This window comes from Neotamlana sargassicola, assembly GCF_020523965.1.
In the GTDB taxonomy this organism is placed as follows: Bacteria; Bacteroidota; Bacteroidia; order Flavobacteriales; family Flavobacteriaceae; genus Neotamlana; species Neotamlana sargassicola.
Map to the genome: position 1 here is coordinate 429,477 of NZ_JAJAPX010000002.1, position 24,197 is coordinate 453,673.

The 24,197-nt window shown below is 35.5% G+C and carries 15 protein-coding genes; all 15 read left to right on the forward strand.

The genetic code is table 11. The annotated features are described in order from the left end of the window. Positions 1-127 precede the first annotated feature (127 nt). The 15 genes from LG651_RS06520 to LG651_RS06590 all read left to right on the forward strand — a co-directional run bounded on the left by LG651_RS06520 (position 128) and on the right by LG651_RS06590 (position 24,126). Entirely contained in the window at positions 128-1,213 is a 1,086-nt protein-coding gene (locus tag LG651_RS06520; RefSeq protein ID WP_226695327.1) for a glycoside hydrolase family protein, read from the forward strand. A 29-nt stretch (positions 1,214-1,242) separates the two neighbouring features. Continuing rightward, positions 1,243-2,562, forward strand: a complete 1,320-nt coding sequence (locus LG651_RS06525; RefSeq protein ID WP_226695328.1) for a sugar porter family MFS transporter — start codon at positions 1,243-1,245, stop codon at positions 2,560-2,562. Positions 2,563-2,571: 9 nt separating this feature from the next. Next, entirely contained in the window at positions 2,572-3,390 is an 819-nt protein-coding gene (locus LG651_RS06530; RefSeq protein ID WP_226695329.1) for an alpha/beta hydrolase, read from the forward strand. Positions 3,391-3,395: 5 nt separating this feature from the next. After that, entirely contained in the window at positions 3,396-4,889 is a 1,494-nt protein-coding gene (locus LG651_RS06535; protein WP_226695330.1) for a sulfatase-like hydrolase/transferase, read from the forward strand. Between the two features lie 4 nt (positions 4,890-4,893). After that, complete coding sequence (locus tag LG651_RS06540; protein ID WP_226695331.1) at positions 4,894-7,704, forward strand: heparinase II/III domain-containing protein; 2,811 nt, start codon at positions 4,894-4,896, stop codon at positions 7,702-7,704. A gap of 4 nt (positions 7,705-7,708) precedes the next feature. Continuing rightward, entirely contained in the window at positions 7,709-9,691 is a 1,983-nt protein-coding gene (locus tag LG651_RS06545) for a glycoside hydrolase family 97 protein (RefSeq protein WP_226695332.1), read from the forward strand. A gap of 15 nt (positions 9,692-9,706) precedes the next feature. Then, positions 9,707-11,374 (forward strand): sulfatase family protein, encoded by a 1,668-nt coding sequence (locus tag LG651_RS06550; RefSeq protein ID WP_226695333.1) that lies wholly within the window; start codon positions 9,707-9,709, stop codon positions 11,372-11,374. A gap of 15 nt (positions 11,375-11,389) precedes the next feature. Beyond that, complete coding sequence (locus tag LG651_RS06555) at positions 11,390-14,041, forward strand: hypothetical protein (protein ID WP_226695334.1); 2,652 nt, start codon at positions 11,390-11,392, stop codon at positions 14,039-14,041. Between the two features lies 1 nt (position 14,042). Then, the gene (locus LG651_RS06560) at positions 14,043-16,832 is read left to right on the forward strand and encodes a heparinase II/III domain-containing protein (protein WP_226695335.1); all 2,790 of its coding nucleotides are present in this window, start codon (positions 14,043-14,045) and stop codon (positions 16,830-16,832) included. 7 nt (positions 16,833-16,839) lie between these two features. Beyond that, positions 16,840-19,203 carry a PDZ domain-containing protein gene (locus LG651_RS06565; RefSeq protein ID WP_226695336.1) on the forward strand — a complete coding sequence of 788 codons (2,364 nt, stop codon included), beginning with the start codon at positions 16,840-16,842 and terminating at the stop codon, positions 19,201-19,203. A gap of 6 nt (positions 19,204-19,209) precedes the next feature. Then, positions 19,210-20,577 carry an alpha-L-fucosidase gene (locus LG651_RS06570; RefSeq protein ID WP_226695337.1) on the forward strand — a complete coding sequence of 456 codons (1,368 nt, stop codon included), beginning with the start codon at positions 19,210-19,212 and terminating at the stop codon, positions 20,575-20,577. A gap of 86 nt (positions 20,578-20,663) precedes the next feature. Next, complete coding sequence (locus tag LG651_RS06575) at positions 20,664-21,602, forward strand: GDSL-type esterase/lipase family protein (RefSeq protein WP_226695338.1); 939 nt, start codon at positions 20,664-20,666, stop codon at positions 21,600-21,602. A gap of 1 nt (position 21,603) precedes the next feature. Further along, the gene (locus tag LG651_RS06580; protein ID WP_226695339.1) at positions 21,604-23,034 is read left to right on the forward strand and encodes a sulfatase; all 1,431 of its coding nucleotides are present in this window, start codon (positions 21,604-21,606) and stop codon (positions 23,032-23,034) included. A gap of 43 nt (positions 23,035-23,077) precedes the next feature. Further along, a complete protein-coding gene (locus LG651_RS06585; RefSeq protein WP_226695340.1) occupies positions 23,078-23,200 on the forward strand; it encodes an FAD-dependent oxidoreductase in 123 nt (40 codons plus the stop codon). A 56-nt stretch (positions 23,201-23,256) separates the two neighbouring features. Then, entirely contained in the window at positions 23,257-24,126 is an 870-nt protein-coding gene (locus LG651_RS06590; RefSeq protein WP_226695341.1) for an alpha/beta hydrolase, read from the forward strand. The last annotated feature ends 71 nt before the right edge of the window (positions 24,127-24,197 follow it).

Sequence of the window (24,197 nt, forward strand, 5' to 3'; positions counted from 1 at the left end):
GTGGTTATTGGTGTTGTTCGGTTAAATGAGCAATAGTTTATACGCTATGGTTCATAGTTTATATCAATAAAACACCATAGTTTATATCATTGTCTAAACTAAATCAAGACTTATTTTAATGATAAATGTGAAGTATTTAATTTTATTTTTCTTCGGAATTTTTGCCTGTAACGCACAAAATATAATCTATGATAATTTAGAAGAAGCGCCTGTTGATGGTGGTTTGCAAATGGAAAATTATTGGGTTTGGGGAAGTTCGGTAATAAAAGGAGACGATGGTTTATATCACATGTATGCATCGCGTTGGCCAAGTTATTTGCCGTTTCATCCTGGTTGGATGGTTGCTTCAGAAATTGTTCATGCCACATCAAAAACACCAGAAGGGCCTTATAAATTTCAAGATGTTGCTTTAGGAAGTCGAGGTGCTCAATTTTGGGATGGTCGCTCATGTCACAATCCTAAAATTGTAAAACATAACGATACTTATATTTTGTATTACATGGGCTCAACACATCCTTTCGAAGAAGTTAATCACGGTAATGTAGAGGAATTCGATTTAAAAAGTAAATGGTGTATTGCTGCACGCTGGGGTAAACGTGTTGGCGTTGCAACATCTAAAAGTCCGTTTGGTCCTTGGGAACGACGCGATGCACCAATTTTAGAAGTAAAACCAAATAGCTATTACAGTTTTTTAACCTCAAATCCATCACCGTTAATTAAAGAAGATGGCTCTGTGGTGCTTTTATTTAAAGGTAGAAGCTATCAAGACGATGAAATTACACATAGCGACATGAGTATAGGTGTTGCAACGGCGCCTTCGTTCGATGGTGAATATACGGTTGTAGGAACAAAACCTTTGTTCTCAATGGAACATTTAGGCGAGGTTGAAGACCCGCATTTATGGAGCGATAATACCGGTTTTCATTTAGTTGCAAAAGATCAACGCGGATTAATAACCGGCGGTAAAGGCGATGGTTTATTAGCACATTCAAAAGATGGTATCCATTGGGAAGTCGATAAATCGGCAAGAGCCTATACTAAAATCGTAAAATGGAATAACGGAAAAACAATAAAACAAGGCCAATTAGAACGCCCATTTGTATTTACAGAAAATGATGTGCCAACGCATATTTTCTTTGCCACAATGGATGGTCCTGGAGGTTTTAGCAACGGGACAAAAACTTGGAATATGGTTATTCCTTTAAATCATTAAACTAAAAAAATCAACTAAAATATAATTAAATGGATAGAAAAATTTTAATCTGGTCAATTACAGCAGCACTTGCTGGTTTTTTATTCGGTTTCGATGTCGTTGTTATTTCTGGAGCCGATAAAAAATTACAAGCCTTATGGGGGTCGTCTGAAGCTTTTCACGGTATGATAGTTATGGGGATGGCACTTTGGGGAACCGTTATTGGTGCCATTTTTGGCGGTTGGCCAACTAATAAATACGGACGAAAAAACACGCTCATTGTTATTGGAGTGTTATTTGCTGTTTCTGCCATTGGTTCGGCTTTGGCTAACGATCCGTATGTATTTGCTTTTGCACGTTTTATTGGTGGATTAGGAGTAGGCGCATCAACCATTGCCGCGCCTGCGTATATTTCGGAAATTGCGCCAGCTAAAGATCGTGGACGTTTGGTTGCTATGTATCAATTCAATATCGTTTTTGGTATTATGATAGCTTATGCATCAAATTATTTGTTAAGTGATATTGGTGAAAACGATTGGCGTTGGATGTTGGGTGTAGAAGCTATTCCTGCGGTATTGTATATTTTATTTGCTTTGCAAGTACCTAAAAGTCCGCGTTGGTTACTTTCAAAAAACAGAGAAGCTGAAGCTAGAGAAATTTTTGAAATTATAGAACCTAATGCAGATATTGATGAGCTTATTAGCGAGCATCATGTACACGCAGCAAAAAGCGATAAAACCGAAACTATTTTTATAAAAAAATATAGATTTCCTTTAATGTTGGCTTTTTTAATTGCATTTTTTAATCAATTTTCAGGAATAAATGCAGTGTTATATTATGCGCCACGTATTTTTGAAGCAGCCGGATTGGGCGAAAATTCAGCTTTATTAAATAGTATTGGTTTAGGGGTTACAAATTTAATATTCACATTGTTAGGTGTGTTTTTAATAGATAAACTAGGCCGTAAAACGCTTATGTATATTGGATCTTTGGCTTATATTTTGTCATTAAGTTTATTATCTGCTGCTTTTTTCCTTGAATGGACAGGAATGGCGGTGCCATGTTTCTTGTTTTTATTTATTGCAGCTCATGCTGTTGGTCAAGGAGCCGTTATTTGGGTGTTTATTTCAGAAATTTTCCCAAATCATTTAAGAGCTTCGGGGCAGGCCTTTGGTAGCTCAACGCATTGGGTGTTGGCGGCATTAATTCCATCATTATTTCCATTATTATTAAAAGTTGCAGGAGGCGGCTTGGTATTTTTAGTGTTTGCAGGAATGATGGTTTTACAATTACTTTTTGTTGCTTTTATGATGCCAGAAACAAAGGGGAAAACACTAGAGGAATTGGAAGACGTAATGCTAAAAAAATAAACAAAGTGTATGAAGAAGTATTTGCTAATTATAATATTGATTTGTTTTTCGTTTAAGCTTTTTGCTTCAAATGTCGATACACTTTCGGTATTTAGTAAATCAATGAATAAAACCATTAAAAATGTTGTAATAACGCCAGACGCATATCCAGAAAAAGGGATGAAATATCCGGTAATTTACTTGCTTCATGGCGCCGGAGGAAATTATAAAGATTGGTTAAAAAAAGCTCCCCAAATTAAAGACTATGTAGAAACATATAATGTGTTAATAGTTTGTCCGGATGGGGGAAAAACAAGTTGGTATTTCGATAGCCCTGTTGATGCTTCAATGCGCTACGAAACTTATGTTTCAAAAGAATTAATTGCTCAAGTAGATGCCAAATATCAAACAGCAGATAGCCGAGAAAAAAGAGCAATTGCCGGTTTAAGTATGGGCGGTTACGGCGCTTTGTATTTGGCATTTAAACATCAAGATGTTTGGGGTGTTGCTGCTAGTATGAGCGGCGGGGTTGATGTTAGAGGGTTTCCATTACGATGGGATTTAGCAGAAAGATTAGGAACCTATGCAGAACACCCAGAAAACTGGGAAAAGCATATGGTTATTAATTTAACACATCTGTTAGACGGTAAAAAGTTGAAATTTATGTTCGATTGTGGTACAGACGATTTTTTTTACAATGCCAACGTAAGACTTCATAAAAAACTTTTAGAACGTAATATTCCGCATGACTATATCGAGCGCCCAGGAGGACATACCGTTGCGTATTGGCGAAATTCCATAAAATATCACATGCTATATTTCAATGAATTTTTTAATCAATCAAATTAAAATTTATGCCTTTTAAAAAAGTAAACATAGTTTCAATTTTCGTTATTCTGTTTTGTTTTGTGGCTTGTAAAAACAACGTCGAGTCCAAAACAAAAACGGAGGAAATTAACACACCTACAAATAGTTTAATAAATAGCAAACCGAATATTGTAGTGCTTTTATGCGACGATTTAGGCTACGGCGATTTATCGTCTTTCGGGCATCCAATAATAAAAACACCTAATCTTGATAAGTTAGCCGAAACCGGAATTAAGCTCACTAACTTTTACTCTACGGCACCTGTATGTTCGCCATCGCGCGCAGGATTGTTAACTGGTAGGAGCCCAAATAAAGCAGGGATTTACGATTTTATTCCAGGCTTAAAAAAGAGTCCAGACAACCGAGATTTAGTGCATTTACAAGCACACGAAAAAACCATTCCAGCCATGTTAAAATCGGCTGGTTATGCTACCTGTTTAGTAGGGAAATGGCATTGTAGTTCTCGATTTAATTCAAATGAACAACCACAGCCAGACGATTTTGGTTTCGATCATTGGATGGCAACCCACAATAACGCATCTCCTAGTCATAAAAATCCTAAAAACTTTATTAGAAATAGAGAAAAGGTTGGCGAAATTGAAGGCTTTAGTAGCCAAATTATAGTATTTGAAGCAATCGATTGGTTAAATGCTAAAAAAGACGATAAGCCTTTCTTTTTAGAAGTTACATTTCATGAGCCACACGAGCCTATTGCTTCACCTGAAGATTTGGTGGAAAAATATCTGCCACAAGCAAAAACCAGAGAAGAAGCAGAGTATTTTGCAAATGTTGAAAATGTTGATATCGCTGTTGGTCGCTTAGTTGAATACTTTAAAGAAAACAATATGGACAATACATTAATTGTGTTTAGTTCAGATAACGGGCCAGAAACCTTAATGCGTTACAGCAGAGCAAAACATTCTTATGGTTCTCCAGGGGCTTTAAAAGGAATGAAATTGTGGACTAACGAAGCTGGTTTTCGTGTACCTGGAATCATCAATTGGTTAGGTAAAGAAACCTTTACTGGAACTGCAAATAATGTAGTTTCAGCCTTAGATTATTTTCCAACCTTCGCAGCATTGGCTGGTGCAGAAACACCAAATAATTTAGATGGTGAATCCTTTACATCACTTTTGCAAACGGGTGAGTTTAATAGAGAAAAACCACTTATTTGGGCCTTTTACGATGCTATTAACGAACGTCGTGTTGCGATGCGAAAAGGCAAATACAAAATTATGGCGCGTATTGAAGCTAACGGAGAAACCTTAGGAAAAATCCATAACCTTTACGATGGTAACGAAGCATTAGTTAAAAACGCAGAGTTGGTCGATTTTGTGATGTTTAATCTAGAACAGGATATTAACGAATCGGAAGATTTAAAAGAAAAAGAACCTGAGGTTTTCCATACAATGAAAATAGCATTTCAAAAGGAATACAAAAAACTATTAGACGAAAGCCATATTTGGGTAAGAGCAGAATAATTAAATGATTAAAAAAGTTACCATATTAATTTTCGTATTTACCGTCTTTTTTACTGAAGATGCCACGGCTCAATTTATTTTTCCAGATGAAATTAGTAGAGCGCATCCACGTTTAATTTCGTCAGGAGTTAATCGCGACGCTATTTTAAAAGCTATAGACACTTCGCAGGCAATTAAAACCTCTTTTGAAGCTATTAAAAATGATGTTTCGAAATACATAAATCAGTTTAAAACAGATAAAGATTGGTTGTCGTCTCGTTTGCAAATGTATTGGAAAAGTCATGCAACAAACGTATTTGTAAATGGGGAATTTTATGCCTATGCATCAGGAAAAGCTCCAGTGCCAACCGTTCGATTTACGGGGCAACGCGATTATGTTACCGATTATAAAACACCAAAAATTGAAGATGTAAAACCGTATTTTGAAGATAACCGCGGCCTATTTCTTCAAAATAAAAACACAGATAAATGGGAATGGGTAAGCCCTGAAAAAACGGGACGTGTTATAGAAAACACCAACGAAAATATTATGAAAATTGCCCGAAATGCGGCATTAGTTTATTTTGTTGAAGGCGATGAAGCCTATGCCAAATTAGCGCAACATGTTTTTGATGTGTATATGCAAGGTTTGTATTATAGAAATGAACCTGTAGATTTAAAACAAGGTAATATTCAAAACGTAATTGGCATAACTTCTTTTCAAGTAATTAAAGAAAATATTGTTGATGAGTTAGCCGAAACGTACGACTTTCTGTATGATTATATACAACAAAATCATAACGACAGAAACGATATTTATACAACCTCATTAAAAAAACTTGCCGAAATTATTATTAAAAATGGAGTGCCAGATAATAACTGGAACTTACACCAAGCCAATAAAGTAATTGAAATTGCTTTGGTGTTAAATAATGATGAAGATTATAAAGATGGAAAAGGCTGCCAATATTATTTAAATCGTGTGTTTAATGAGTCGGAAGCAAGACAATGGTCGGTTAACGATGTTTTAAATTATGGCTACGATCAAAACAACGGTGTTTGGAACGAAAGTGCCGGTTATGCCTTAAGCGTTGCCGAAGGATTTACACATTTAGCCGGCGTTATTGAGGAAGCTTTAGGTGTCGATATTATGCCAAATATGCCGGTAATTCCAAAGGCAGTAAAAGTAATGCCGCAATATTTATATCCTAACAAAAGTATTGTAGCTTTTGGCGATTCGCATTATGGCGAATTAAAAAGTCAGCCTTTTTTAGATGTGATAAGTAACGCTCAAAAATTCAATAAAAAAACAGAAGAAGCCACGTTTACAAGCATGCTTTTTATGCTGAAAGATAAACAGGAACTACTCACTAAAAAAGCTCCAAAAAATGCCTTTAATGCTTTTGTTTACAACACAAACGTAACATTAAATAAAACCATTGAAGCTGCTGATTTAACAGATTATGCAACGGCATCGTTTTACGCACCAAATGTAAGTTGGTTGGCTATGCGAAATGGCATGGATAAGCACAACGGATTAATGATTTCGCAAGCGGCATCTTTAGGAAACCATGCACATTCTAACGGAATTGCCATGGAATTGTATGGTAAAGGCTATATTTTGGCTCCCGAAGGTGGTCGTGGTTCTAGTTATTTTAGAGACGATTACCGCCAATATTATTCGCAATTTCCTGCGCACAACACCGTATCGGTAAACGGGAAATCGCAGTACAATAAAATGCGTAGTTATTATGCGTTTGAAGTGAAGGCGATGTATCCGGCGTCCGAGAGAAAATCTGGCTATTACCCAAATATTAATTTTTCCGATTTATACTTTAACGAGCCAAGTACCAACGCCGATCAAAATAGAGTAATGAGTATTGTTAGAACAGGAGAAACATCTGGTTATTACATCGATATTTTTAGGTCGAAAACGAAAGCGGGTACTGCTAAATATCACGATTATTTTTATCATAATTTAGGGCAAGAGTTGGATTTTTCAACTATAAATAATCAAACTATTGCTTTTAAATCATCTTCAAAATTAAATTCCAAATCCGGAAATATTAAAGCTTACGATTTTTTATTTGATGAAACTTCAACACGCATAAAATCACCATTTAAAGCCATCTATAATTTATCTATTAATAATGAGAATATTCAGATGAATATGTGGATGAATGCCGATGAAAATAGAGAGCTATTTAAAGTAAAGTCGCCACATTCTGAAGCCTTTCGTAAGATACTTCCCGAGGATATTGAAAAAGCACCAATGCTTACAACCGTAGTTCGACAATATGGAGAAGCTTGGAATAACCCTTTTGTTGCGGTTTACGAGCCTTCAACCAATAAAGAACCTGCCACAATTAAAACGGTAGAAACTTTTAAAATAGATTCAAAACTTAGTTTTGTTGGGGTAAAAATAGAAAGCAAAACAAACCGGGTAGATTATGTGTTTTCTTCTACTAGTCCAGAAGTTTGTCAACATCAATCTATTGATTTTACAGGAACATTTGGTGTGTTAACGCAAGAAGGTAATGCAACGACATTGTTTATTGGTGCAGGTAAAAAAATAAGTTTTAACGGCTATACCATAGACGTTCTTGGTAAAAAATCGAGTTCGGCCACATTGGTTACTGGCGAGCAGTTTAAACTAACATGCAATGATGCCATTTTATTAACCGTTCCAGATACTTTTAAAAAAGGAGCTATGGTTTTAAATATCGGATTTAAACAATTAAACGGAAGCAGAAAAACAATAGATGGAAAAAAAGTGGTTCAATTTAAAGTGCCACCTACAAATTATCAAAATATATCAATTAAATTAAAAGAATAAATTAATGAAAATCCTTTTCAAAAAAAGTAGTGTAGCTGTTTTACTGTTATTGGTTTTAGCAAGCTGTAAACAAAATGAAGTTATTGAATTAGTTTCACCAGACGCATCAAAAAAAATTGTGTTTATGGATGGTGAAAACTCAAATAATATCTCGTTTTCGGTTCATTACAATAACCAACAAGTTATTCAAACATCCATTTTAGAATTACTTTCAGAAGAGTTAAATTTTTCAGGAAATATAATGGTTGAAAAAGTTGAAAACACTTCCGAAAATTCAACTTGGAACTCAAAGTTTAGTGAATTAAGTACTATTCCAGACCATTATAATCAAATTAAAATTTATTTGAAACAAGGCGAAGCTAAGCTTAATGTTATTGCACGTGCTTATAACGAAGGTGTTGCGTTTGCATACGAAATTCCTGAGCAAAAGGGTATTAAGGAAATTGGTTTAAGCGAAAAAATCTATTATAATTTTTCAGAAGATTATCCAGTTTGGTCTACACCTAAGCGCGAAAAAGGCGTGTTAACTGCTCAAGGAAAATACCGAAAAATTCCAATCACCAAATTGGAAGAAGGGGCAGAACGCCCTTTGTTAATTGAGGTTAGCGATAGTATAAAAATAGCCTTAGCAGAAGCACGTTTGGTAGATTATGCACGAATGAGTTTTAATCGAGGCAATAGTTCAAAGTATAGTATTGTATCATCTTTAGATGGAAAAGTAAGTGAGCAAAAACACGATATTGTATCGGGAGCGGTTATTGCCGAAAGAAAAATTGAAGGTGCTCAAGTACATAAAAAACTGCCAATTATGTCGCCTTGGCGCGTGGTAATGATGGGTAATAGTTATGCCAATTTATTAGAGAAAAATTACATCATTCAAAATTTAAATCCACCATCTGCAATCGATGATTCTTGGGTAGAGCCTGGTAAAGTGTTGCGTGAAACTACGCTAACAACCCAAGGCGGTTTTGCAGCAATTGATTTTGTGGCAAGCCATAACATGCAATACGTTCATTTTGATGCTGGTTGGTATGGAAACGAAATGGATAACAAATCAGATGCGACAACCGTAACACTAGACCCAAAGCGTTCTAAAGGCCCTTTTGATATTGAAGCCATTTGTAAATATGCCAAAGAAAAAGGCGTAAAAGTAATGCTATACATAAACCGAAGAGCTTTAGAAGGAAAGGTTGATGAGGTTTTTCCTGTGCTTAAAAAATGGGGTGTTTCTGGTGTAAAATACGGCTTTGTTCGTGTAGGAGATGAAGATGCCACAGCTTGGATGCACGAAGCGGTTAAAAAAGCTGCAAAGTACAAGTTGGTTATAGATATTCATGACGAATACAGACCAACAGGGTTTTCAAGAACCTATCCAAATTTATTAACACAAGAAGGTATTCGTGGCGATGAAGAGTCTGTGCCTAACGAACATACATTAATTACCATGTTTACAAGAATGTTGGCTGGAGCTGCCGATAATACGGTGTGTTACTACAACAAACGCGTAGATAAAATGGGCTCGCATGCTTCCCAATTGGCAAAAACAGTGTGTATTTTTAGTCCAATGCAGTTTTTATACTGGTACGATAAAGCACCTGCGGCACCTGTAAAAGAGGACGGACTTTGGGGCGATACTAAAACCATTGGTAACGAGCCGGAATTAGAGTTTTTTAACAACGTACCAACCACTTGGGATGAAACTAAAGTACTGCAAGCCGAAATTGGCGAAATAGGTGTTGTTGCCAGAAGAAAAGGAAATGACTGGTTTGTGGGTTGTATAAACGGAACTAAAGCACAACAAGTTACGGTAGATTTTTCATTTTTAGAGTCTAATCAAAATTACGATGCCAAATTATATACCGATGACGAAACGGTAAATACAAGAACCAAAGTAAAAATTACAGAATCAGAATTAAGCAATCAATCAAAATTAAACCTATCGGTTAAAGCCAATAATGGTTTTGTAATGCATATCAAAAAACAATAATCAAACTAAAATACTATGAAACTAATATTAAAATGTGTTACTGTAATGCTTTGTTTTGCGGTAATAGCTTGTAAAAACAAAGAAACCAAACAAAAACCTGTTGTAAAAAAAGAACTTCCGGCTAAGAGACCAAACATCATTTTTATGATGTCTGATGATCATGCGTATCAAGCCATTAGTGCCTACAGCAATCATTTAATCGAAACACCAAATATAGATCGTATTGCAAACGAAGGTATTAAGTTTACCAACGCCTGTGTATCAAACTCTATTTGTGCACCATCAAGAGCAACTATTTTAACTGGTAAACACTGCCACATTCATGGTAAAGTAGATAATGTTTTTCCTTTTGATGAGTCGCAAACCACCTTTCCGCAACTTATGCAACAAGCGGGTTATAAAACCGCTATGTTTGGTAAATTACACTTTGGAAACAACCCAAAAGGCGTTGATGAATTTAAAATTTTACCAGGACAAGGCCGCTATTACAACCCTATTTTTAATACAAACGATGGGCAAATTACGGTTGAAGGTTATGTAACCGATATTATTATGGACATGACTTTAGAATGGTTAGAGAAAAACAAAAACGACGACCAACCATTTATGTTGTTTTCTATGCAAAAAGCACCGCACAGAGAGTGGTTGCCTGCACCTCGCCATTTTAAAGAATATACCAAGAAAACCTTTGTAGAGCCAGAAACGTTATTCGACGATTATGAAGGTAGAGGAAGTGCTGCTAAAACTGCCGAAATGAATTTATTAAAACATATGAATTGGGCTGGTGATGCTAAAATTTATCCAGAACTAATGAAAGAACTCGGTTTGAAAGATGAGTCTGGTTGGGATTTAGAAGCTTTTGAACGCGAAGTTGGTGCCATGAACGAAACACAACGAGCCGTTTGGGATTCTACTTACGGACCAGTAATGGCAGATTTTAAAACTAAATATCCAGAAATGGACGATAAAGCTTTAATGAAATGGCGCTACCAACGTTACATGCAAGATTATTTAGGTTGCATTGCTTCGGTTGATGAAAACGTTGGGCGTTTACTAGATTATTTAGAGGATTCTGGTCTAGATGAAAATACCATGATTATTTATACTTCCGATCAAGGATTTTACCTTGGTGAACACGGTTGGTTCGATAAGCGTTTTGTGTACGATGAATCGTTTAAAACGCCATTATTAATTAAATGGCCAAATGTTATCGAGCCAGGAATTACAAACACCGAAATGGTGCAAAATTTAGATTTTGCACAAACCATTTTAGAAGCTGCTCAAATAAAAGCGCCAAATGATATGCAAGGCGAAAGTTTAATACCATTATTATTAGGAAATGAAGAAGAATGGACGCGCGATGCTGTGTATTACCATTATTACGAATATCCTGGTATTCATATGGTAAAAAGACATTACGCTATCATAACACAAGATTATAAGTTGGCGCATTTTTATTATGATGTTGATGAGTGGGAATTATACGACCGTAAAAAAGACCCACAAGAAATGAAAAATGTAATTAACGATCCTGCTTATGCCGATGTGGTTGTGAAATTAAAAGAACAATTAAAAGAGATGCGTGCGCATTATGGCGATAGCTCGGAGTTAGATCAAGAGATTCTGCGAAAGTATTTAGAAGCTAAAGACAACCCAGATATTGAAACCGTACCGTTGCACTAAAGAGCAATTTTATTTATGAAATTTAAAATCATTGTAGTTGTTATTTTAACCTGTTGTTTAAATGTGGTTGTTGCGCAAAAGGCAGAACATCCAAGAATTTATACAAAGGCAAGCGAGCGCACCAATATTATTAATAAAATTGAAACGGAAGATTGGGCAAAAACGTCGTGGGAAGCTTTATTACAAGATATTGATGGGCATGTTAATCGTCATGTTACCAATCCGGAATGGATGGTGTCACGATTAGCCATGTATTGGAAAGAAGGCGAGCGCTACACGCAATGTTATATTAAAAATCAAGATTGGGATTATGGCGAGGGTAATGCGCCACTTCCAACGGTTCGCTTACCTGGTATGCGCCGCTGGAACGATTTTGTAAATGTACCTTTAGAAGACAGAACACCTTACAACGCTACTGGCGATATGCTAGGAATTAGCCGTTCAAGTGCCGATAAAACACCAGTTTTAGTGCCTTATAAGGAAACCGGACACATGATTCGTCAGAATAATTCTGAAATTTTAAAACTAGCCGAAAAATCAGCTTTTGCTTATTTCATAACTCAAGAAGAAAAATACGCTAAATTTTCGGCCGATATTTTCTGGACTTGGATGCTTGGTACGTATTACATGCAACCACCTTTAGATCCTGAAAAATCTAGTAAAGGTCCTGGAGGTTATGCGCCTGGTGGTATTTTAGGCTATTACGATTACGAAGTTATTCACGACGATCGTCAAGATTTTGCAGCGGCCATTTACGATTTTCTGTACAATTACTTAAATGCAAATCCGCATAAACATTTAAAAACCATAAATAAATCGGTTACCGATGTGTCTAGCGAAGTGTTTAAACGCTTCATTGAAATTGGTTTAGTTCGCGGTGGCAAAAAAGGGAATTGGAATGTAAATCGCTACCGCCACATTATGAATAGTATTTTGGTTTTAGAGCCAAATGAATTTTACGCTGATAAAAAAGGACGCGACTATTATATTCCGTTTTACACCGAAAAATCGGGCGATCATTACGCCGGTTTACCCGAAATTGTTGCAAATTATAATAAAGTCACTGGTTTATGGCCAGAGTCTCCAGGTTATGCCTCTGGCATGATTCCTTTTGTGTTAGAAATGGGATTAAAGCTGTATAATTCTGGCGTAAACACTTTGGCAGGAAACCCCATAATAGAAAAAGCAGCTTTAGCCAATTTAGGATGGTTAGATGCCCGCGGAAACTTAGTGTTATTTGGCGATATGCGCGGTGGTCCAGCAGATATGTCGGCCTTTGAATCGTTGTTAACTTATGCCACTTGGGAAGGGAATACAGAAACAGCCAAAAGTATGGCAACGGCTATTCGAAAAAATATAGCTTCGGGTCAATATAAACGTGAAAATTCAGGGTGGCAAGGCATTATTTTTAATCAACCCTTACCAGATTCAGGAAGCGAATTGCCGTTTCATAAAGCGGCTTATTCGCCATTTCATAGACATATCATCATGAAAAATGGTAACGATGAAGCTAACGGACTAATGTTTACGCTCTACGGCGGAAGATACCAATCGCATTTAGCCGAAAACGGTTTGGCTATGCAATTTTATAGTAATGGTTGGGTCATGTCTCCAGATGCTTCGGCTTACGAATCGTATTGGTCTAAAGATGCAGGTTATCATCGTGGAATTACAGGCTCAAACACCATTGTTCCAGGCTATAAAAAAGGAGCCATTACCATTAATGCTATGGAACCATCGGTAGACACAACAAATAGTTTTTATAATACGACTTCGGTTTCAGATAATGTGTCGTTTGCTGATGTTTCAGCTGAAGAAAAACGCCGATTAGTAGCCATGATTCGTACTTCGGAAACCACTGGGTATTACGTTGATGTTTTCAGATCAAATCAAAACAATAACGATTATATTCATCATAACTTAGGGCATACAGTGTCATTAAAAAACACATCAAATACAACCTTGAAATTGAATGATGTAAATGATTTAGGGACTGAATACGATAAAAACTATAGCTTCTTCAAAAATCAGAAAAAAATAAAATTTAATGAAGATTTTAATGCTATTTGGGATGTTGATTATTTAACGGTAAATATGTGGATGATGGGACAAAATAACCGCGAACTTTATACGGTTTCAGCGCCGCCAACCACACTTAGAAGCGATATTACACCAAACCAGATTAATAAAAGTCCAGAAAATACGCCAACGTTAATTGTGAGGCAAAACGGTATAAATGGCGCAAAATATCCTTTTGTATCGGTTTTTGAAACTTATAAAACGGGTAAAAAATCCATTAAAAACATTTCAAAAATTGAAGCCAACCAAAGTTTTGTAGGTATAACTGTTGAAGGCGAACAAAGCACTCAAATTATTTTAAGTGCTACCGAACAAAAATTAGTTAAACCCGAAAAAGGCATTGCTTTTGAAGGTGTTTTTGGAGTTGTTTCAGAAAAAAACAATGCTTTTGAATATTTATATTTAGGACAAGGCAAATTGCTTCAACACGGAAACTTTAAAATTGAAGCCTTTGATGAAGCTGTTTCTGCTGAATTACGATTTAAAGAGGGACGTTATTTTTATTCATCAGATAAACCGGTGTCAATAAAATTAAATAAAGGAGAAGCAAAAAACTATCCTGCTGGATATAATATGGAAATTAAATAAAATGAGTAAAACCAAAATACATATTTATTTAAGTTTCGCTTTAATTTTTGGCGTTGGTGCGTTGTTTGCACAACAACTACAACATCCAAGAGTTTTTGTGACTAACAACGAAAAAGCTGATTTTTTAAAAACTATAAAAACGGTATCTTGGAAAAACGATTTAATTGAAAAAAAGTCTAAAAACCTTGAGAAGTATCTAGAATATTGTGAAAAAGATCCCAATTGGTTGGTGTCTCGTTTACAAATGAACTGGAAAACAAAAAACAGTAAAGTGTTTTTAAAAGGTGGCGATTTTTCACATTCTGAAGGAACTGCACCGGTGCCAACAGTGCGTTATTCGGGAACGCGCGATTGGGCTACCGATTATAATAGGCCGAAGCTAGAAGATGTAGAACCTTATTTTGACGACCCTCGCGGACTTTACCTGGAGCATAAAAAAACAGGTGAAAAAGAATGGATTCACCCATCGGAAGCGGGTTTTGCTGTCGAGAAAATTAACGAGCAAATTATGAGTTTAGCTGCCGATGCAGCGCTTTTATACTGGTTAACTAACGATAAAAAATATGCCGAATTTGCGGCGCCTGTGTTTTTAACTTACATGGAAGGTATGCATTACCGTGATGCGCCTATAGATTTAAATAAATCGAACCAACAATTTATTTCTGGTTTGGCAACTTTCGAGGTTATCCACGAAGGTATTGTGGTGTCTTTAGTTACCGTTTACGATTTCTTGTTTAATTATTTTAAAACCGAAAACATCGATTTGTCGCATTCGGCAGCGGTATTCCAAAAATGGGGAGACCAAATCATTAAATATGGTATTCCAGATAATAATTGGAATTTGTTTCAAGCACGTTTTTTAACCTACATTGCGTTAGTTTTAGAGCCAAATGCGGCTTATAAAAATGGAAAAGGGCGCGAGTATTATTTAGATTATACCTTCAATATTTCAACCGACCGACAAATTGCTGTAAGCGAATCGTTAAATGTGTACGACCAAGAAACCGGGATTTGGCCAGAAAGTCCTAATTATTCTGTGCACGTTATTACAACGTTGTTAAAAATATTTACGCTACTCGACCATAATACCAACGCCAACGAAATAGCTAAATATCCTATTTTAGAAAAGGCGGTTTTGGCTTCATTTCAGTATTTATTTCCGTCGGGTTATATGGTTGGTTTTGGCGATGGCGGCCATAAAATTTTGCCTCCAGAGAATTTTGAACTTTTAATTTCAAATTACAGAAAATATGAGCAAAAAGATAAAGAAGCCTTAATTTCTGGGTTCTTATCGGAGTTTATTTCTGAAAATTTATACAAAAGGCAAGCAAAAGATTTATTTAATTTATTCTTTTATGTTGATGATATTGTGGACAGTAAAGCCAATTTAAAAGCTTTAACAACGCCAACATTTTATGCGCCAAATGTTAGTATGTTTAATCAGCGTTTAGGTACAGGAAATGATGCTGTTATGCTATCCACTGTGGCGTCGTTTGGTAATCATGCACACGCCAATGGTATTTCGTTAGAGTTGTTTGCTAACAATTATGTATTGGCTCCAGATTCAGGTAAAGGTCCGAGTTATTGGCATCCAACCTTTAGAAATTATTATGCGCGAATGCCAGCACATAATACGGTTATTGTCGACGGAAAATCGAATTATAATAACATGCGAACTTATCATCCGTTTACGTTAGATTATAGTTTTCCAAAATCAGCAAAGACAACAACGTTTAATGAGCTAACCTTTTCGCAAGTATCATTTTTAGAGCCAGAAACGGTATCTAATCAGCAACGTTTTTCGGCCATAATTAATACACCAACCCAAAAACCTTATGTTATTGATGTGTTTCGGTCTAAAAAACAAAAGGAAGGGAAACAAAAGCACGAATATATTTACCGAAATTTAGGTCAAGAATTGGCGTTTTTCAATGAAAATTCTAAGCCATTACAGTTTGAAAAAACCAAAGAATTAAATTCTAAAAACGGACAATTAAAAGCCTACGATTTCTTTTCAAGTAAACAAAAAACATCAACGTCAAATCCAGTAAATGCGTTATTCACATTGAATGAAACAGGAAAACCGAGTAACTTCATGAAGCTTTGGATAAAACCTAGCGAAAACCAAACCATTTATAAGTTTAAATCGCCAAACTCAAACGCTTTAAGCGAAGGTACAGCGCCAAAAACTATTCTTAAAGATTCTTTGCAAACCTTAATTTTAAAGCGCGAAGAAGCGGCGTGGAACAACCCGTTTGCAGTAGTTTATAACCCTTTTATTGAAGATGAAGAAAACCCTATTAAAAATGTAAAATTTTCAAGCTTAGAAGAAAATCCTTCAACACAAATTATAGATATTAATTTAACTAATGAGTTGTTTACAGATCGCGTAGTTTTAAATGAAAATGCGAATGGTATTGCTAAAACCAAAAATTTATATCAAAAAGGTTTGTTGTCTGTAATTCGAACTTCAAAAAATAAAGAAGCTTTCGATTTTATGTTTCTATCGGCTGTAAGTCGAGTAGATTATTATAATTGGACTATTATAGCTTCAACCGAACCTTTAACCTTATCAGTAAAGAAAACTGAAACAGGTTTTGTGTTAGAAAACGATAAGCCATTTACAATAAATTTACCCTATAAAACTGGAGATAAACGTGCCGAATTAACTGTTTTTGAAAACGGAAGAGCTATGTTTAGTCGAACTGCAGTTTTAAATAGAAATAACCCAAATCAGCAATATTTTAAATTAGAAAAACCATATAAAAAATCAACTATAACTTTAAACTAAACTAATAATGAAGAACCAAATATCAAGTTTATTATTACTTTTTGTTCTTGTTTTATCCTGTCATATTAAAGCAGAAACCATTCAGCTTTATGTGTCGCCAACAGGTGATGAAGCTAATTCAGGAAGTCAGTCTGAACCTTTTTCAACTTTAGGGCAAGCCATAGCTAAAGCCACAGCAATTAAAGCAAATCAAGCCAATGCCGAAATAGTTATTAATGTATTACCGGGAGATTATTACTTGTCTGAAGCTATTAAAATTCCAGCAACTTTAAGCGGAATTACTATTACAGGAACAAGTGCCGATGAGGTGGCCATAAAAGGCTCAAAAATATTAGCTCCAAAATGGGAAAAATATAACGACAATATTTATGTAACTGCGGTTGAAGCTGGTTTAAACTTCGATCTGCTCGTTGTAAATGGCGAAGCTCAAATTTTAGCACGTTATCCCAATTACGATGAAAACGGACATTATTGGCAAGGTTATGCTGCTGATGCTATTTCGAAGGAACGATTAGCAACATGGAACAACCCAGAAGGCGCTTATTTTCATGCCTTACACAAAGGGCGTTGGGGTGGTTTTCATTACCAAATTACAGGAGTTGATGCCGATGGAAATGCTATTTTAAAAGGCGGACACCAAAATAATCGTGGTAACCGATACCACGATGAATATCAAATGGTTGAAAATGTATTTGAAGAGCTAGATAGGCCAGGTGAATGGTTTTTTAATAAAGCAACAAGCCAGTTGTATTATTGGCCTGCTGAAAATGTAAATGTAAATAAAGATGCTTTTGAAGTAGCTGTTTTAAAAGATTTAATTCAAGTTGAAGGCACATTAGAAAATCCGGTTGAAAATGTAACAATTAGCAACATTACCTTCCAAAACACTACAAGAACGTTCATGGAAGAGTTCGAACCTTTGTTACGAAGCGATTGGACCATTTATCGTGGTGCTGTGTTGTTTTTTGAAGGTACAGAAGGTTGTAAAGTAGAAAATAGCGTGTTTACCAATTTGGGTGGCAATGTTATTATGGCGAGTAAATACAATAAAAATTTGGTGGTTGAAGGCAATCATATTGTAAATTGTGGTGGTAGCGCGGTGTCGTTTATTGGCGATCCTTCAGCGGTACGTTCGCCATCGTTTAATTATGGGCAATTTGTAGATTTAAAAGACATGGACACCGTTCACGGGCCACAAAATAAATTGTATCCACAAGGATGTTTGGTGGTTAATAATTTGATTCACCGCATTGGTAGAATTGAAAAACAAACCGCCGGTGTACAAATTTCTATGGCTATGGATATTACGGTGCGACACAATAGTATTTACGATGTGCCAAGAGCTGGAATTAATATTGGCGATGGAACTTGGGGCGGCCATATTCTGGAGTTTAACGATGTGTTTAATACGGTTTTAGAAACCAGCGACCATGGGTCGTTTAATTCTTGGGGTCGCGATCGTTTTTGGCATCCAAAACGCGGTAAAATGAATGAAATAACTACTGAAATTCCAGATATGTACTTGTGGGATGCCGTTAAAACTACAATAATTAGAAATAACCGTTTTCGTTGCGATCATGGTTGGGATATTGATTTAGACGATGGTTCATCAAACTACCATATTTATAATAATTTGATGTTGAATAGCGGACTTAAATTACGTGAAGGTTTTAATCGTGTGGCAGAAAATAACATAATGGTTAATAATTCGTTGCATCCGCATGTGTGGTTTGCAAATAGCGAAGATGTGTTTAAATACAATATTGTTGGCGATACCTACCAAGATGTTGGTTTGTTAGGCTGGGGGAAAGAATTAGATTATAATTTATTTCCAACCGAAGCCGCCATGTTAAAACCTCAAATTTACGATCGCGATAAGCACAGTGCTTTTGGTGATCCTAAGTTTAAAGATCCAGCAAATTTAGATTTTACAGTTGCAGAAGATTCACCAGCCCTAAAGTTAGGATTTAAAAACTTTCCTATGGATAAATTTGGTGTGCAAAAGCCAGAGTTAAAACAGTTGGCAAAAACACCAGAGGTTCCTGTAATTAAGGACCCAAGTAAAGCCAAAACAAGTCCAGTGGTGGCATGGTTACGTAACCAATTAAAAAACGTAGAATCAGCGCAAGAACAATCGGCTTACGGGTTAAATTCAGCCGAAGGTGTTATCGTTTTACGCATCTGGAAACCAAGTCCAGCAGTACAAAATAACGGCATTAAAAAAGGCGATGTTATTCTTGAAGCCGATGGTAAACCTGTAAAAACCATCACCGATTTTTTCAAAATATCATCAGAAAATAAAACAAATAAAATGAATTTGGTTATTATGCGTAACCAAACCGAACAAAAATTAACTATAAACACTAAATAATTTTATATGAAAACAATAAAAAATATAGCAATATTTGCTTTGGTAGCGGTAATGAGCGCCAATTTGGGGTTTGCGCAAAGCTCAAGCACTAAAAAATTATCAGATGATGAACGTATGCAATGGTGGCGCGATTCTAAATTTGGGATGTTTATTCACTGGGGAGCTTACTCTATTGTTGGTGGTGAACGCGGATCTAAAATAGCAGGAGGTGGTGCAGAATGGGCTATGGATAAATTAGATTATACGGTTGAAGAATACGAAAAATTCCCAAAAATGTTTAATCCAGTTATGTTCGATGCCGATGCATGGGTAAAAATGGCTAAAGATGCCGGAATGAAGTACATTGTAATTACTAGTAAACACCACGAAGGGTTTTGTTTATGGGATTCTAAAGTAACCGATTATGATATTATGGATATTTCGCCATTTAAGCGCGATATTATTAAAGAATTAGCCGAAGCTTGTAAAAAACAAGGTATTAAGTTTTGTTTTTATTACTCTATTGTCGATTGGCATCATCAACAAGCACAGGGCAATTTATATCCAAACTATAACATTGCACAACATGACGATCCGTCGGTTGTTAATCCAAAATTTCCAAAGTATTTTAAAAATTATATGAAGCCGCAGGTTAAAGAATTATTAACCAATTATGGCGATGTTGGTGTGGTTTGGTTTGATGGCGATTGGATTTCAGATTATACCACAGAAATGGGTAAAGAACTTTACGATTTTATTCGCGATATTCAACCAAATACTATTGTAAACAACCGTGTAGATAAAGGAAGAACAGGAATGGATGGTATGAATAATAAACCTGGTGAATTTGCAGGAGATTTTGGTACCCCAGAGCAAGAAATTCCAGATACAGGAATCGATTCAGATTGGGAAGCATGTATGACCATGAACGGTACTTGGGGGTACAAACCAGATGATACAAATTGGAAAAGTAGTGAAGATTTAATTCATAAATTAGTAGATATTGTTTCTAAAGGCGGAAACTTTTTACTAAATATTGGTCCTGATGGATTTGGTAGGTTTCCAGCGCAAAGTATTCGTCGTTTAAATGCTATGGGGCAATGGACAAAAGCTAACGGTGAAGCCATTTATGGCGCAACAGCAAGTCCTTACGAAAAACCAAAATGGGGACGCTACACAGCAAAAGATGGCGTATTGTATGCACATGTTTTTAACTGGCCAAAAGATGGCGTTTTAAAATTACATAAAGATGTAAAAGTTAAAAAAGCAACCTTATTAACAAATCCAGATGTGGAATTGACATCTTTAGCTACATCAAGAGAAGTTTTAGTAGATGTACCAATGTTGGCGCCAGATGCTATTGTTTCTGTAGTTAAAATAGAGTTAGCAAATTAATTTTTTGCTTTTTCAAAATTTTAGGCAAACACCTTCTTGGTGTTTGTCTTTTTTATATTATTTGAATGTGTAAATAACTTTATAAAATGAAAAAATATAAAAGGATAAGTGTATTTGTTACAGCGATATTGTTTGTAAGTTTGGTGTTTGCACAAGATGAGAACTATGATGTTCCCGATTGGGGAAAATACACTACAGAAAATGGGTTTTTATACGCTCACGTATCCAAATGGCCAGCAGGTAATAAGTTGATTATAGATAGAAGAATAAAGCCTAGAAAAGCATCATTTCTGTCTGATCCTTCAACTAAAATTAAAATAAAGCTTGTTAATGACGAATTAACCCTTTTCCTTCCAGAGAAAAAAGCAGATTCCATTATAAAAATTCAACTCATGCCAGATGAAGATTGGGCCAATTTAAAAAAATATAGGAATGCTAATAAAGCCTTGTTAAAAGCTCCGAAAAAAGAAAATATGGTGGTTTTTATGGGTAATTCTATAACCGAAAAATGGGTTCAGTTTCATCCAGAATTTTTTCAGGAAAATAATTTTGTTGGTCGTGGCATAAGCGGACAAACAACATCGCAAATGCTATTAAGGTTTAAGCAAGATGTTATTAACTTAAAACCAAAGGTTGTTGTAATGCATGCAGGAACCAACGATATTGCTGGTAATACAGGGCCTATAAGTATAGAGCAAATTGCCGATAATATTTTTTCTATGGCAGAATTGGCAAAAGCATATAACATAAAAGTTGTTTTAGCATCAGTTTTACCAGCGAGTAGTTATTCATGGAGTCCAGCTATTAAACCAATAGAAAAAATAAAGGATTTAAACGATTTAATTAAAACCTTTGCCAAAGCGAATGGTATGGTGTATTTAGATTATTATTCGAAAATGGTTAATGATGAAAGCGGTTTAATTGAAGCCTATGGAAGAGATACGGTACATCCTAATGTAAAAGGTTACACAGTAATGGAAGCTTTAGTTTTACAGACATTAAATAAAATTTTAATTAAATACTAAAGTGAGACTTAAATTATTACTGTTAATTGTTCTACTATCTTCATGTAAGCAGCAGCTTGAAAGCGATAAAAAGCAACCTTCAAAAAATGTGTTGCTTATTTGCATTGACGATTTACGACCAGAATTAAATTGCTTTGGGGCTTCATATATAAAATCGCCAAATATGGATGCGTTAGCTTCAAAAGGAATCATATTTACCAATCATTTTGTTAATGCTCCAAGTTGCGGTCCTTCAAGATATTCTTTACTAACGGGACAGTATGGTCTTCAATATAGAAAAAATCACAATCAAGCGTTGTTTTTAAGAGGAAAAGCTTACGCTAAAAATCCGCTTAGTTTACCGCCTACAATGCCAGAGTATTTTAAAAATAATGGCTACACGACGGTTTCTGTAGGGAAAGTTTCCCATCATCCTGGAGGAAGAGGTGGCGATAATTGGGATAACGATTCTATTATAGAAATTCCAAATGCATGGACACAGCATATAATGCCTGTTGGTGATTGGCAAACGCCTAAAGGCGCTATGCATGGTTTGGCAAACGGACAAGCAAGAACGCCTGAACATCGTGAGGTTATGGAAGCTTTTAATGGTATAGATTCTAGCTATCCTGATGGTTTAATTGTAGAAGAAGGCTTAAATCAATTAGAAGAATTAGCAAAAAATGATGCGCCTTTTTTTCTGGCTATTGGCTTAATAAAACCACATTTGCCTTTTGGAATGCCCAAAAAATATCTCGATTTATATGAAGATGTTTCTATACCAAAAATAAATCATCCCGAAAAACCAAATGGTAAAACCACATGGCATAAATCTGGAGAGTTCATGGGGTATAATCATAACGGTAAAGACCCAAGGACAGATTTTGAGTATGCTTTGAAACTTAAAAAATACTACGCCGCTTGTATAAGTTATGCCGATAAACATGTTGGCGATATTTTAAATAAACTAAAAGAAACCGGTGCCGATAAAAATACGGTTGTTGTGCTTTGGGGCGATCATGGTTGGCATTTAGGTGAGCATGGTATTTGGGGGAAACATAGCTTGTTCGAAGAATCTTTAAAATCACCATTAATAATTTACGATCCTTCATTAAAAACGAGTACGAATAAAGTTAAAACTATTGTTGAAACGGTTGATGTTTTTCCAACACTTACTGAATTATGTGAATTGCCTAATCCAGAGTTTTCTAACGGAGAGTCTTTAGTCCCATTAATAAATGATAAAACCCGACAAAAAAAAGCTGCCGTAGCTTATAGCGGGAATGCAATTACATTAAGAACAAAAAACTACAGGTTTGTAGAACATAGCGATGGCTTCGTAGAGCTATATAATCATGCTAAAGATGCAGGGGAAACTTTAAACGTGGCAGAAGAAAATACCGAACAAGTTATAGCCCTTAAAAAACAGCTTCATGAGCAATTAAAAAAATAACATGTTATTTTCGTTTCAAATATGTATTTATATTTAATTGTTTTTGGAAAAAATCAGCGAAACACTAGCTGCTTTAGCACTTAAAAAAAACGTAAATATTCATGAGGTAGATTACCAAGTGTTAAAAGAACAATTATTAAAAGACGATCAAGTTTTATCCTATTAATAAAAGGGAATCGTTGTAATAATAATTATATTGCAAACAACTTAATTTGATTAATTATGAAATTAAAAAAAGGCTTCTTTTTAATATTGGGATTTGTTTTGATGTTTGTTAAAATGCAATCACAAGAATATCAACCAACGAAAAAAATATTATATAAGGTTGTAAATAAAGATAGCCTTTATTTACATGTTTTTGAGCCGAAAACCACAATAAAACCAACAGCGGCCATTGTGTTTTTCTTTGGTGGAGGTTGGGTTGGAGGTAACCCAAAACAGTTTTACCAACAAGCCGATTATTTATCATCTAGAGGCATTTTGGCAATCTCCGCAGAGTATCGCGTAAAAAACACACACGGTACTTCACCTTTTGATGCGGTTGAGGATGCAAAATCGGCCATTCGTAAAGTGCGCGAGTTTGCTCCTATTTTAGAAATTGATCCTAATAAAGTAGTGGCAGCTGGTGGTTCTGCTGGCGGGCATTTAGCTATTTGCACTGCGTTAATTGAAGGGCTAGATAATCCAGATGAAAACCTTAACATTAGTTCTGTCCCCAATGCCGTAATTGGTTATAATCCTGTTTTCGATACTACCGAAAATGGCTACGGAGCTAAAAAAGTAGCGGGCAGGGAAACCGAAATTTCACCTTGCCATCAAGTAAAAGAAAATTTACCGCCTATGCTGTTATTTCATGGTAAAGCCGATAAAACCGTGCCTTTTGAAAATGCAAAACGGTTTAATAAACTTATGAAGAAAGCTAAAAATAACTCAACGTTATTTGCTTATAAAAATCAAGGCCATGGTTTTTTTAATGGTAGTTTTTTTAGAAAAAAAAGCGACGATACTTTCTTCAACGAAACCATGTATCAAACAGATTTATTTTTAATAAGGTTGGGATATTTGAGTGGAGATCCAACTATAGCTAATTAACCATACTTTTTAATAAATAATTTAAAAGCTTCACTGTTATTAACAGTGAAGTTTTTTGTTTTACAAAAATG